At 63.8% G+C, this 13,093-nt stretch carries 13 protein-coding genes; 8 read left to right on the top strand and 5 right to left on the bottom strand.

Annotated elements, in window-relative coordinates:
- Window positions 1-279: 279 nt before the first annotated feature.
- Window positions 280-1,875, top strand: coding sequence for an alkaline phosphatase D family protein (locus AC1DYR_RS10290; RefSeq protein ID WP_477705022.1), 1,596 nt, complete (start codon window positions 280-282; stop codon window positions 1,873-1,875).
- 19 nt (window positions 1,876-1,894) lie between these two features.
- Here the strand turns inward: AC1DYR_RS10290 and AC1DYR_RS10295 are convergent, their stop codons facing one another.
- Together AC1DYR_RS10295 and AC1DYR_RS10300 are read right to left on the bottom strand one after the other, a co-directional pair.
- Complete coding sequence (locus AC1DYR_RS10295) at window positions 1,895-2,797, bottom strand: ketopantoate reductase family protein (protein ID WP_477705023.1); 903 nt, start codon at window positions 2,795-2,797, stop codon at window positions 1,895-1,897.
- A 115-nt stretch (window positions 2,798-2,912) separates the two neighbouring features.
- Window positions 2,913-3,842 carry a LysR family transcriptional regulator gene (locus AC1DYR_RS10300; RefSeq protein ID WP_477705024.1) on the bottom strand — a complete coding sequence of 310 codons (930 nt, stop codon included), beginning with the start codon at window positions 3,840-3,842 and terminating at the stop codon, window positions 2,913-2,915.
- A gap of 106 nt (window positions 3,843-3,948) precedes the next feature.
- On the opposite strand from AC1DYR_RS10300, the gene AC1DYR_RS10305 reads away from it, so the two are divergent.
- On the top strand, window positions 3,949-4,578 hold the full coding sequence (locus AC1DYR_RS10305) for an NADPH-dependent F420 reductase (protein WP_457280780.1): 630 nt from the start codon (window positions 3,949-3,951) through the stop codon (window positions 4,576-4,578).
- Window positions 4,579-4,687: 109 nt separating this feature from the next.
- Here AC1DYR_RS10305 and AC1DYR_RS10310 read toward each other — a convergent pair whose 3' ends face one another.
- Together AC1DYR_RS10310 and ompR are read right to left on the bottom strand one after the other, a co-directional pair.
- Complete coding sequence (locus AC1DYR_RS10310) at window positions 4,688-6,022, bottom strand: ATP-binding protein (RefSeq protein WP_477705025.1); 1,335 nt, start codon at window positions 6,020-6,022, stop codon at window positions 4,688-4,690.
- Between the two features lie 10 nt (window positions 6,023-6,032).
- Entirely contained in the window at window positions 6,033-6,782 is a 750-nt protein-coding gene (gene ompR / locus AC1DYR_RS10315; protein ID WP_477705026.1) for an osmolarity response regulator transcription factor OmpR, read from the bottom strand.
- Between the two features lie 279 nt (window positions 6,783-7,061).
- On the opposite strand from ompR, the gene AC1DYR_RS10320 reads away from it, so the two are divergent.
- The 3 genes from AC1DYR_RS10320 to AC1DYR_RS10330 all read left to right on the top strand — a co-directional run bounded on the left by AC1DYR_RS10320 (window position 7,062) and on the right by AC1DYR_RS10330 (window position 9,024).
- A complete protein-coding gene (locus AC1DYR_RS10320; protein WP_477705027.1) occupies window positions 7,062-7,604 on the top strand; it encodes a hypothetical protein in 543 nt (180 codons plus the stop codon).
- Window positions 7,605-7,677: 73 nt separating this feature from the next.
- Window positions 7,678-7,992: an EF-hand domain-containing protein gene (locus AC1DYR_RS10325; protein ID WP_477705028.1), complete on the top strand. Its 315-nt coding sequence runs from the start codon at window positions 7,678-7,680 to the stop codon at window positions 7,990-7,992.
- 111 nt (window positions 7,993-8,103) lie between these two features.
- Complete coding sequence (locus AC1DYR_RS10330) at window positions 8,104-9,024, top strand: alpha/beta hydrolase (protein WP_477705029.1); 921 nt, start codon at window positions 8,104-8,106, stop codon at window positions 9,022-9,024.
- 80 nt (window positions 9,025-9,104) lie between these two features.
- On the opposite strand, the gene AC1DYR_RS10335 is transcribed toward AC1DYR_RS10330, so the two are convergent.
- Window positions 9,105-10,370, bottom strand: coding sequence for an extracellular catalytic domain type 1 short-chain-length polyhydroxyalkanoate depolymerase (locus AC1DYR_RS10335; protein ID WP_477705030.1), 1,266 nt, complete (start codon window positions 10,368-10,370; stop codon window positions 9,105-9,107).
- A 356-nt stretch (window positions 10,371-10,726) separates the two neighbouring features.
- On the opposite strand from AC1DYR_RS10335, the gene trhO reads away from it, so the two are divergent.
- The 3 genes from trhO to AC1DYR_RS10350 all read left to right on the top strand — a co-directional run bounded on the left by trhO (window position 10,727) and on the right by AC1DYR_RS10350 (window position 13,081).
- The gene (gene trhO / locus AC1DYR_RS10340) at window positions 10,727-11,674 is read left to right on the top strand and encodes an oxygen-dependent tRNA uridine(34) hydroxylase TrhO (RefSeq protein WP_477705031.1); all 948 of its coding nucleotides are present in this window, start codon (window positions 10,727-10,729) and stop codon (window positions 11,672-11,674) included.
- Between the two features lie 20 nt (window positions 11,675-11,694).
- Entirely contained in the window at window positions 11,695-12,348 is a 654-nt protein-coding gene (locus tag AC1DYR_RS10345; protein WP_477705032.1) for a glutathione S-transferase, read from the top strand.
- A 433-nt stretch (window positions 12,349-12,781) separates the two neighbouring features.
- Window positions 12,782-13,081: a hypothetical protein gene (locus AC1DYR_RS10350; protein WP_477705033.1), complete on the top strand. Its 300-nt coding sequence runs from the start codon at window positions 12,782-12,784 to the stop codon at window positions 13,079-13,081.
- The last annotated feature ends 12 nt before the right edge of the window (window positions 13,082-13,093 follow it).

The raw sequence follows: 13,093 nt of genomic DNA on the forward strand, positions 1-13,093 counted from the left end.
AAGCACATACCGTGCCGCCAACAAAACACCGCGAATCCGGCCTTGCCGGCCCCCGGAGGCCCTGAGGAAGCACTGCGCCGCCCCAAATTTGTGCATTTCAACACCGTTGGCAAATATTTTGGTGCCAACCGGTACATGACCTGGCAAACCCAGGCGCTGGCTTGGGCGATCCGCACCTGGCAGCACCACAGCTTTTCGGCGGCCAGCTGATTCATGAGGCTGACATGTCCTTCCAAAAGAATAGGCGCTCCAACGCCACTACTTTTTCTGGAGAAACCCATGGATCGCCGACAATTTGTTAATTCAACTGCTGCCGTGTTGGGAGGCTCGGCCATGGTGCTTCCCCGCCTCGCCAAGGCGCAGTCAGCCCCTGCCCTCATCACGCGCGAAGCCATGCGGCCCCAAATGGCCCACGGAATTCAAAGCGGCGATCCAAAAGCGGACGGCGCGGTGATATGGACCCGAAGCGACCGGCCTTCACGCCTTTGGCTGGAGTGGGCAACGACCGCCAGTTTTACCAATGCCACGCGCGTGCGGGGCCCTTACCTGATGGAGGACACCGACTTCACCGGGCGCGTGGACCTGACGGGCCTGCCGGCGGGCCAGGAAATCTTCTACCGGGTGGTATTGCAAGACCTGCATAACGAACGTGTGCTGTCTGAAGCCGTGGCCGGCCACCTGCGTCTGCCTGCCGGCGCAGGGGCCAAGGCTGTACGCGACGTGCGCTTTACTTGGAGTGGCGATACGGCCGGGCAAGGTTGGGGCATCAACGAGGCATGGGGCGGCATGAAAATCTACGAGCAGATGCGAAAGGTCAACCCCGACTTCTTCCTGCATTGTGGCGACACGATTTACGCCGACGGCCCCATCACGGCGCAGGTCAAGCTCGCTGATGGTTCCCTCTGGAACAACGTGGTCACCGAAGAGGTCAGCAAGGTCGCGGAAACGCTCAATGAGTACCGCGGCCGCTATCGCTACAACCTGATGGACGCCAATGTGCGCCGCATGGCAGCTGAAGTGCCGCAAATCTGGCAATGGGACGACCACGAGGTGGCCAACAACTGGTCGGACTCCAAAGACTTCGGTGCTGACAAGCGTTACACGGAAAAGAATGTGCCCTTGCTGGTGGCGCGCGCCACCAGGGCCTTTCATGAATTTGCGCCCCTACGCCGTACCGCCGACGTGGAGAGTGAGCGTGTGTACCGCCATTTGCCCCAAGGCCCCCTGCTGGACATGTTTGTGGTCGACATGCGCAGCTATCGCGGCCCCAACAGCCATAACCTGCAAACCAGCGAAACCGAAGAAAGCGCCTTTATGGGCCGCCCTCAAATTGCCTGGCTGCTGGACGGACTCAAGCGCTCAAAATCGGTCTGGAAAGTGATCGCCGCCGACATGCCCATCGGCCTGCATGTGGACGATGGCAAAGACAGCGACGGCCGCAGCCGCTGGGAAGCCATCGCCAACGGTGACGATGGCGCACCTCTGGGCCGCGAAATCGAAACTGCGCGCCTGCTGCGCGAGATCAAGCGTGCCGGCATCAAGAATGTGGTGTGGCTGACTGCCGATGTTCACTACACCGCCGCGCATTATTTCGACCCGGCCAAGGCCAGGTTCAACGATTTTTCACCATTCTGGGAGTTTGTGTCGGGCCCGCTCAATGCCGGTGGATTTGGGCCCAACAAAACCGACGCCACCTTCGGCATGCAGGTGATGTACCAGAAGGCCCCCACCGAAGTGAACGCGCCACCCACCAACGGCATGCAGTTTTTTGGGCAGGTCGACATTGATGCCAAAACCAGGGCCATGACGGTCACCTTGAAAGACCTGGCCGGCGCGTCGCTTTACACCAAGACACTGGCGCCACAACGCGCCTGACCGGCAGCACCCGGGCTCTTCACTTGCCTTCCATCAGCTTCACCAAGGCCCACAACACCCGGTTCGCCGGCGTTGCAACACCCAGCGCCTCACCGCGCCTGACCACCAGCCCGTTGAGGTAGTCGATTTCGGTGGGTTTGCCGCGCGCCAGGTCTTGTGCGGTGGATGAAAACTGGTTGGGCATGCTGCCGGCCAGTTTGTCCACGGCCAGATGCATGTCGCCCTGCACCCGCACGCCTTCGGCCTCCGCCACGGCCAGGCATTCGGCCACCACGTCGCGCATGACGTCTTTCACGCCCTCGCCCTGCACGGTTTTACCGTACGGCAGCTGCGCGATGGCCGAGACCGCGTTGTAGGCGCAGTTGAGGATGAGCTTGGCCCACAGTGCGCCGCGCACGTTGCTGGAGATTTCAACCGGCACACCGGCTGCGATGAAGGCCTGGGCCACGGCCTCGCTCCGGCTGGCCGGCTCGATCACCAGTTCGCCGCGGCCGTGGTGCCTGACGTGGCCGGGGCCTGCCATTTCGGTGGCCACGTACACCACGGCGGCAGCCACTGCATGCTGCGGCAGCACGGTGCGCAGGCGGTCGGCGTTGTCCACGCCGTTTTGCAGGCACAGCACCAGCGCATCAGGCGCCAGGTGCGGCCGTATCAATGCACCGGCCGCTTCGGTGTCGGTGGATTTCACGCAAAACAGCACCAGGTCAGCCCCCTCAACGCCGGCGGGTTCGCTGCTGGCGGCCAGGCGCACGTGTTCGTCGAAAGTGCGGGTTTCCATGTGCAGGCCGTCACTCTGGATGGCGTCAGCATGCCGGGGCCGGGCGATTAGCACCACGTCAAGCCCGGCACGGGCCAGCATACCGCCGTAATAACAACCAACAGCGCCTGCGCCCATCACGGCGACTTTGAGGGATTGGGTCATGGGTGTCTTTGCCTTCGGTGAGATGCAGATACGGAAACGGAAGAGGAAAAAGGAATTGTGGGTGAAGTCTGCCGCCCTTGCCGGCGACCGGGCCTCTTGGGAACCTTTCCGCGGTCTACGCGGGGCCGCCGGCAAAGCGCCGGGCCAGCTGGTCACGCTCGAAAGCCTCGACGACGAAGTCGATAAACACGCGCGTCTTGGCAGGCATCTGGCTGCGCGTGGCGTAGTAAATCGAGATCGCGCCGGCATCGACATACCACTGCGGCAGCACCCTGACGAGTTCACCGCGTTCCAGCGCGGGCAGTACGTCGGGCACGCCCAGCAACGCCACACCCAGGCCCAGCAACGCTGCGGCGCGCATGGCCGTCGGGTCGTTCACGACGACCGACTCGGTGAGGCTTGCCGGAACTTCCACACCCGCCCCATCGCGCATGACCCACTGGCGCACCCGGCCCGTTGCGCTGGATCGCAGGGCGATGCCGTTGAGCGCCGCCAGGCCCGCAGGGTCGGCTGGGGCTTGATGGGCGGCCATATAGGCGGGTGACGCCACTGCGACCAGGTGAATCGGGGCCAAGGCGCGCGACACTACGCCCGGAGACAGCTCAAAGCTGCCGCCAATGGCCGCGTCATACCCTTCGGCGATCAGGTCAACCGGCCGGTTCTCAAAGTGCCAGTCGGGGCGAACCAGGGGATAGCGGGCCAGAAAACCCGGCAGCAAAGGCACGATGTACTCGGTGCCGAAGGTGGGCGACATGCTGACCTTAAGCTGACCTGCGGGAGTGCCGCTGTCGCTGGAAACGGCCGCGATGGCGGATTGCAGCGCGTCGAGGTTGCCGCCAATCGAGACCAGGAAGCGTTCCCCGGCTTCGGTCAGCGTGAGTTTGCGGGTCGAGCGCTGAAACAGCCGCACGCCCAGGTTTCGCTCCAGCATGGCGACGTTGCGGCTGACGGCGGCAGGCGTCAGGGCCAGGCGCCGTGCCGCCTCAGAAAAGCTGCGGCCTTCGGCGCTGCGCACAAACGATTCGAGGTTGGCCAGGGTTTCCATTTCCCCATCTTAAAGCAATGATTGAAAATAATTCAATCAATTGCCGGCTTATCAAAAGGCAATCAAAAACCCATCATTCACCCATCAACAACCCAGGAGTGAATTTATGTCTACCCCCTCAACCCCATCCAGCACCCCCAGCATCGGGATCGTCGGTGCCGGCGCCATCGGCACGGCATTTGCCAAAACCCTGGCCCGCCAGGGCATCCATGCCACGCTGTCCAACAGCCGCGGCCCGGACTCGCTCAAAGACATCGTGCGCGAACTCGGCCCCACCATCCACGCCGGCACCGTCAAGGAAGCCGCCACAAAAGACATCGTGCTGGTGGCCGTCAACTGGGGCCGCCTGCCTGAAGCGCTGGCCGGTTTGCCCAACTTTGGCGGCCGTGTCGTCATTGACGCCAACAACGCGGTCGAAGGCCCTCCTCTGCGGCCCGTTGAGTTGAACGGCCGAGCCTCCAGCGAAGTGTTTGCCGAGCTGGTGCCCGGCGCGCGCGTGGTGAAGGCCTTTAACCACCTGGTCGCCCAGCTGCTGGCCACAGACCCTGCCGACCAGGGCGGCAAACGCGTGCTGTTTTTCTCAGGCGACGACGCCAAGGCAAAGGCGACCGTGGCGGCGCTGATCAGCCAGCTCGGGTTCTCGGGAATCGACCTCGGCGCTTTGGCCGTGGGTGGACGCCTGGCGCAGTTCCCCGGCGGCCCGCTGCCCATTCTCAACCTGGTGCAGTTCGGCTGAAGCCGCAGCAATCGCTATCAAATCAATAGCTGCTTGCGCTCGTCCCTATTGGCCTGCAGCCCGTTTTGACACTCAAAAAAGGCCTTTCGAGGCCTTTTTTTGGGGTGTTTCAGGCCCGCGGCAGCGTGATCCGGGCGCAGAGGCCGCCGCCGCCAGCAGGTAGCAGTTCAAACTTTCCGCCATGCGCGCGCACGATGCGGTCCACGATGGCCAGGCCCAGCCCTGCGCCGGGCGGGCCGGTGCGTGTGCTTTCAGCGCGGCGAAAGGGTTGCTTCAAGGCCTCGGCCTGCGCTGCGTCAATGCCGGCACCATGGTCAGTCACCTCTAACCAGACCGAGTCGCCTTGCACGCCGGTGGCCATCGTGACCGGCGGCAGGCCGTGGCGCCAGGCGTTTTCAACCAGGTTGGTGAGCACGCGGCGCATCGCACGCGGGCGCAAGGACACGGGCGGCGGGTTGCCACCCTGCAGCGCCACCGGCATGCCGTGCCCGGCCGAGGCGGCCGCCACCTCAGCCGCCAGCACATCCAGCGCCACCGGCGCCAGCGCTTCGCTTTCGGTGCTGCGGGCAAAGTCCAGGAACTGGCTGATGATGGCGTCCATTTCTTCCACGCCGCGTGTCATGCGGGCCATCAGCTCATCGTCGCCTTGACCGGCTTTTTCGGCCTTGTCGCGCAGGATCTCGATGCCCAGGCGCAGCTTGGTCAGCGGCGTGCGCAGGTCGTGCGACACCCCGGCCAGCATCAGCGCTCGCTCGTCGTCGGCCTGGGCCAGGCTGCGCACCATCTGGTTGAAGCTGCGGCTCAGGTCGGCGATTTCCGTGGGTCCGTCTTCAGGCAGCGGCTGCGGGCTGGTGCCGCCCGCCAGTGTGTGCGCCGAAGCCATCACGCGGCGCAGGGGCTGGTTCAGGTAGCGGTGAATCAGCAGCGCGCCCAACAAGGCCAGCAAGGCGCTGGCGAGCGAGGTCACGACCCAGGCGCCGGTGAATTCACGCGCCGGCAGTACGCCGGGCAGGTTGACCCAATGGTCGGCGCCGTCCAGGCGCAGCCGCACCGCCAGGCTGCCGCCGGCTTCGCGCCGCCAGATGATTTCAGAGCCCTCGCCTTCCAGCGCAATGCCGCGCGAGGCTTCATTGACGAAGCGCCGCTCAAGCCGGCTCAGCAGCCGGCGTTCGCCGCGGCTGTCAATTTCGTCGTCATCGGCAATGCCCTGCATGGCGCGGCGGTTGAACTGCGCGACAAAAGCCTCGCGCTGCGCGGGTGGCATGGCGGCCAGGCCGGCGCGGATGGAGCTGACATTGCGCGCCACCGCCACCGAAAGTTGCGCCAGCCGCGGTTTGATGATCAGCTGACGCACCAGCAGCGCACTGGCCAGCTGGCCGACCACGATGAGCACCACGATCAGCAGCACATTGCGGCCGAACAGGCTGCGCGGAAACAGCTTCATGGAAATAGCCTCACGGCTTGCCCGCCTTGGCGTTTTTTGCCGCACCGCCTTCCGGCACAAACACATAACCCACGCCCCACACGGTCTGGATGTGCGCCGGCTGCGACGGGTCGGCCTCCACCAGCTTGCGCAGGCGCATGACCTGCACGTCGATGCTGCGGTCAGTGGCTTCGTGGTCGCGGCCATAGGCCAGCTCGATCAGCCTGTCGCGGCCCAGCGGCCGGTTGGGGTGCAGGGCCAGCGCCTGCAGCAGGCTGAATTCACCGGTGGTGAGTGGCACGTCTTCGCCGTTTTTTTCCAGCCGGCGTGCTTCCAGCTTTAAGGTGAAGGCGCCAAACTGCACCGTGCCCTGGCCGGGCAGCGGGCCGCTGTGCGCGCCCAGCATGCGCTGGCGGCGCACCAGCGCCTGGATGCGGGCCAGCAGCTCACGCGGATTGAAAGGCTTGGGCAGGTAGTCGTCGGCGCCCATTTCCAGCCCGACGATGCGGTCCACCGGGTCGCCGCGGGCAGTGAGCATGACGATGGGAATGGTTTCGCCCTGCGCGCGCAGGCGGCGGCACACCGCCAGGCCGTCTTCGCCCGGCATCATCACATCGAGCACCAGCACGTCGAAGCGCTCGCGCGCCAGCAGGGTGTCCAGGGTTTTGGCGTCTTCCAGTGTGCGCACGGCGTAACCCTGGTCGCTCAGGTAACGCTGCAGCAGGCTGCGCAGGTCGGCCTCGTCGTCGACCACCAGGACCCGGGCCAGTGGCTCGCTCATCGTGAAAGACCTGTCTGCAAAATCGCGCTGGAAACAACCATCAGAAAACACCCCGCCGCAATAAAGATGCCCCATGGTAGCGGCCCGCGCCTGGCCACCCGCCCGGCAAATCATGACAAACGATGACAAAGCCGGGATTTGTTCATGCCTTGTCATCAAGAGGCCGCTTGCAGCCATGCCTGGCTCACATCTGGCGGCCACAGTGACATCACGGCGCTGCGATGCGGCCGGAACCTCAAGACGCTTCACCGTTCAACGTCAACCTTCAAGGAGTTCACCATGAAAACCATGCTTTCCGCCACTGCCCTGACCACCGCCCTGACATGCACCCTGCTGGCCGCAGGTTTTGCCGCCCCCGCCGAAGCGGCCAGCCGCCACGTGGTACGCACCCACGCCGACGGCAGCGCCACCGCCACCAGGGCGATCACCCGCGAGGGCCCGCAAGGCGGCACACGGGTGCGCAACCGCAGCACCACCGCCGACGGCCAGGGCAATGCCAGTACCGTGGGCGGTGCCTCCACCACAGGCCCCAACGGCGCCACCGCCGTGCGCACCGGCCAGGCCAGCCGCAGCGCGGACGGCTCGGCACAACGCAGCGGAGAGTTTGCCGCCACCGGCACCAAAGGCAGCGTGCAAAGCAGCGGCAGCAGCAGCAAAACCGCCGACGGCGCCATCAACGCCAGCCGCAACACCACGGCCACCAGTGCCGCCACCGGCAACAGCGTGCAAAGCACGGCTTCCTACAACCAGGCCACCGGTGTCACCCGCAGCACGACCTGCTATGACGCTGCCGGCGCGGCGATGAGCTGCCCGTCGCGTTGAGTGGGCCTGGGCCTTTTATCAAATCCGGTTTTCAAAATTTCAACCTTCACTTTCATTTTTTTGGAGCGCTCTCATGACCCCCTCGTTCAACCTCCGCGCACTTTCAATCGTCAGCCTCGTGGGCTTTCTTGTGCTGGGCACCGCAGCCCATGCCCAGGCACCCAACGCCGCCCGCCTGGAAAAAGCCCGCACCGAACTGCAAAAACGCTTTGAGGCGGCCGACACCAACAAGGACGGCAAGCTGACCCGCGAAGAAGCGCAGGCAAAAATGCCCAAGGTGTACAAAAACTTTGACGCCATCGACGCCAGCCATGCAGGCACCATCTCGCTGGCCGACATCGAGACCTTTGTGGCATCGAAAAAAGGCTCGCGCAAACCGGCCGGCTGACGACTACGCATCGCGCAACCCGAATGCCTGACCCATCGTTGACGCACAAGGTCAGAGGCGGGCCGGATATGCTGTCCGGCCTGCCCGCCGCAATACCACTGGAGCCATGACATGTCCCTTGCCCCTCGCCTCCCCACGCACTGGCCGACCTGGCAGATGCTTGCGCTCGTGCTCACCGCGGCTCTCTGCGCCGCGCCGGTGGCTGCCCAGCAGGACAGCGGCCGCCTGGCAAGAAAAACCGCCAGGTCCACCGTGCCGGCCGGGGTGCGGCAAATCCCCGACATCGCCTACGGCACAGACCCGCGCCAGCGCATGGATGCCTACCTGCCGCAGCAGCCGGCAGCCAACGCACCGGTCATCGTCATGGTGCACGGCGGCGCCTGGATGGTGGGCAACAAGGCGATGGCCAATGTGACCGACAACAAGGTGGCCTGGTGGGTCAAACAGAAGGGCTACATCCTGGTGTCGGTGGGCTATCGCCTGTCGCCGCAGGTTGACCCGCTGGTGCAGGCGCGCGATGTGGCCAGCGCCCTGGCCAAAACGCAGGCCATGGCGGCCTCGTGGGGCGGCGATTCAGCCAAGGTCTTTCTGATGGGGCATTCGGCGGGCGCACACCTGGTGGCGTTACTGGGTGCCTCGCCGGCATTGGCCTATACGTCAGGCGCCAGGCCGTGGCTCGGCACTGTGGCGCTTGACAGCGCCGCGCTGGACCTTGAGCGCATCATGAAAGCGCGCCACATGCGGTTTTACGACCGCGTGTTTGGCGCCGACCCGGCCTATTGGCGCACTGTGTCGCCCAGCAGCGTGCTGGCGGCTGACGCCACGCCCATGCTGCTGGTCTGCTCGACACAACGGGCAGATGACCCCTGCGCACAGTCGCGTGACTTTGCCGCGAAGGTGACGGCCAAAGGCGCGCGGGCCAGTGTGCTGCCGCAAGACCTGACGCACGAACAGGTCAACACCACGCTGGGCCTGCCCGGCGGCTATACCGATGCGGTAGATGGCTTTATGGCGGGGCTGCTGCCGCGCTGATGGTTTTAAGTAAATACAGGCTGCAGCCCTCAGGGAACGAGCGCAAGCAGCTATTGATTTGATAGCGGATTCAGGCTCAACTACTTCGCCGCACCAGGCTCTGCCGCGGCCGGGGCGGCATTGCGGCGGTGGTAGGTAAAAAACGTCCACATCATCAGCGTGGCGTCCGGGCCTTCGGGCTCGCTGAATTCCATGCTGGCGTCTCCGCCGCTCCAGGCGTGGCCCAGGCCGTCTACATCGCACTTCACCAGCTGCGGCTTGCGGCCGGCGTACCAGGTCGTCGTCTGGTAGGCATGGCGTGGCCGCCTGCCGCTGCGGCGCTCGGGGTAGCGGCGAACCACCGGCTCGAGGCGGGCCGCATTTTGGGTAATGACCGGGTTGTTGATGATTTCGAACTGCTCGGCCAGCTGCTCCGCGTTCACCCGCCGCACCACGGCATCGTTGTCGCCATGGATCAGGATGGCCGGCATGCCCGGGAACTCCGGCTGGGCGCTGGCAAACAAGCGCGCCACCGCATCGTAAGACGAGCCCGAGCCGTGTTGCATGGCCCGGTAGGCGCTAAAGGGCGAATGGGTGGTGCCGAACACGGGTGCGGAATGCATGCCCACGGCCGCGATCAGCTCCGGGTGGCGCAGTGCCACGATGGCCGCCAGAGCAGCGCCGGCCGACAGGCCCGCCACGTAGGTGCGTGAAGCGTCAAGCCCGTGTTTTTGCTGCACCTGGGAAATCATGGCGGCGATCACGCCCACATCGCCCTCCCCGTTTTGCGTGGCCCGCTTGTACCAGTGCCAGCAGCGGTGGGCGTCGGCCGCGCTGGACTGCTGGGGGTAGAGCACAGCAAAACCCTTGCGCTCGGCCAGCTCGTTCATGCGGCTGCCCGCTGCAAAGTCAGCCGCCGTCTGCTGGCAGCCGTGCAGCATGACGACCAGCGGGCGCGGTGCCGCAGGGGCATCGGGAACCCCGGCAGTAGCGGCAGTAGCGGCCGTAGCGGCCGTAGCGGCCGTAGCGGCCGCGGCGGGAAGATACAGCCAATACAGCATGCGCCGGGAATCCGTCAGCAAGCCGTCCCCGGGCAAGGTAAACCAGGCCTTGCGCCAGGTGCCGGGCAAACCGGCTGCTGCGCGGGCCTGTGCAGCCGTGGGCCGGCGGGCTTTTTTGGCGGGCCGGACAACCACCGGTTTCAGCAGCTTGACCCCGGGCCTGCGTCTGCGCGGCGTTGTGGTGGCAGGCAACGCCGGTGTGACCTTGGGCAGCAGGCTTTCAAACAGCCGCAAGCCCTGCGCCTGCTGGGCCTTGCCCATACGGCGCATGCTTTTAAGCCAAAGACTGCTTATGCTTCTGGACATGGTTTGACAAAAAGTGGTGGGGCCATCTGGGGTCGGTTCGAGGTCTGCGTCTGCGTTGATTTCCAGGAAGGCGTTTGCGCCAGATCAATAAGTACACGGTCATTTTGCTGCATTGCAACAAAATGTCTACCAGCGTAGTCATAAAACATTGAATTCGGCGCTTTCCGTCACAAAATCGGGGTTACAAAATGCTAAACCCGAGCCGCTACGATGGAGGCCGGGAGCGCGTGCGCCATTTCAGCGCGTGTACGCACCATTTAGAGTCTTTTTGTGCTTTCCGGCCTTTGCCCTCTTTGCCCTCTTTGCCCTCTTTTTGAACCACCGCACATTTCTTTTCGCTTTTCGCCTGTTTTCTCATGCCTGACTTCCTGACCGCCGCCCTTTATCAGTTCGTTGAGCTGCCCGATTTCGCCGAGCTGCAGGCGCCGCTGCTGGCGCATTGCGAAGCCCATGGTGTCAAGGGCACGCTGCTGCTTGCGGCAGAGGGCATTAACGGCACGATTGCCGGGCCTGAAGAAGGTGTGCGCGCCGTGCTGGCCTATCTGCGCAGTGACCCGCGCCTGGCGAAGCTGGAGCACAAGGAGGCCTGGGCTGAATCGATGCCGTTCTACCGGATGAAGGTGCGGCTCAAGCGCGAGATCGTCACCATGGGTGTGCCGGAAGTACACCCTGCGCTGATGGCGGGCGAATACGTCAAGCCGCAGGAATGGAACCAGCTGATCAACGAGCCGGGCGTGGTGCTGGTCGATACACGCAACGACTACGAGGTGTCTATCGGCACCTTCCACGGGGCCGTCAACCCGCACACCAGCAGCTTTTCAGAGTTGCCCGGCTGGGTGGAGCGCGAAATGGCTGAAGGCGGCAAGCTGGCGGCGCATGACGGCAAAAAGCCGAAGGTGGCGATGTTCTGCACCGGTGGCATTCGCTGCGAAAAATCCACCGCGCTGCTGCGCTCCAAAGGCTTTGAAGAGGTCTACCACCTCGAAGGCGGCATCCTCAAGTACCTGGAAACCGTGCCCGAGGCGCAAAGCACCTGGAAAGGCGAATGTTTTGTGTTTGATGAGCGCGTGTCAGTCGGCCATGGCCTCAAGCCCGGCGCCTTCACGCTGTGCCGCTCGTGCCGCGACCCGCTGAGCGAAGAAGACCGCCAGTCGCCGCTGTACGAGCTGGGCGTGAGCTGCGCGCACTGCCATGCAAAGACGACGGAAGAACAGAAAGCCGGCTACCGCGAGCGCCAGCGCCAGGTCGAGCTGGCCGAAGCACGCAATGCGGCGCACATCGGCGTGCGGCAATCCGGCACTTGATGCACCTGGTGTCTCAGGCCATGAACAGCGCCCTGCCCGTCCTGTATTCCTTTCGCCGTTGCCCGTATGCCATGCGCGCCCGGCTGGCGCTGGCCGTGAGCGGCGAGCCCTATGAGTTGCGTGAAGTCGTGTTGAAGAACAAGCCCGCACAAATGCTGGCCGCTTCGCCCAAAGGCACGGTGCCTGTGCTGGTGCTGCCCGGCGGCGAAGTCATTGATGAAAGCCTGGACGTGATGCTGTGGGCGCTGCGGCGCAATGATCCCGAGGGCTGGCTCACATCACCGCAAGGATCCATCGATGACATGCTCGCGCTGGTTGCCGGCAACGACGGCGCCTTCAAGCGCAGTCTGGACCGCTACAAATACCCGAATCGCTACCCCGAAGAATCTGCAGGCGACAACGCGGGCTTTGCCCACGAACATCGGGCTGCATGCGCAAGTTGGCTGGGCCAGCTGGAAACCGTGCTGGCCGGCGGCTGGCTCTTCGGCACACATGCCAGCCTGGCCGACATGGCGTTGCTGCCGTTTGTGCGGCAGTTTGCACATACCGATGCGGCCTGGTTTGCCGCGCAACCCTGGCCGCAGGTGCAGGCCTGGCTCGCGCGCTTTGAAGCCAGCGCGCTGTACGAAGGCGTGATGGGCAAGCATGCGCCTTGGCAGGCGGGTGCGGTTTGAGCCCACACTCGCTATCAAATCAATAGCTGCTCGCGCCGATTCTGATTGGGCGGGAAGCCGATTTAAGCTTGAAATCGGTTTGAAAGGCCGTTTTTCACCTGTTTTTGGCCACCAAGCGACCTTTTTCGAGCCCCAAAACACTACTTTTAGAGGTAAAAATCCCTGCAGCCAAATACCAGCGTGCGCAAGCAGCTATGAAATTTATAGCGATTAGGCGCAGCAGACAGCATCACTGTTCTGCCCATAAGCGACGAATTGAGCTTTTTCATCCTGCTCGCATGGCAAACAGCGCCTTCGCTGCTTCTAAACTGTCGCTACCTGCCGACTTCAGGAGGCTGAGACCGGACGGCCCTGACTGCCAAATACAAACTTAAGCCGGAACGGGTTGCCCGGCTTCACCTATTTCAACATCCCATCCACCAGGTTCTCACCAATGCCTCCTATTGAGCAATCAGACGGTTTTGCCAAAGCTGCGCAGACACTGCGTACCCGCGCGACACAAGCGACCGACCCCGCCATCAAAGACGACATGCTCAAGGCGGCGGAGAAATTTGAAGATATTCACGAAAAGGCTGCGCTTGTTTTCGGGCAGATCAACCAGTCTCTGGCCGATACGGAACGACTCAAGGCAGTGCAAAAAAGGAAGGCTCGTCGGTCCTTCTGGGCGGGATGGATTGTGCTGGCGATGCTGATCATGATCGTTGGTTTTAGTGTCAAGGCAGGATTGATCTAATCACACCTTTCT

The organism is Polaromonas sp. P1_F9 (assembly GCF_056405615.1).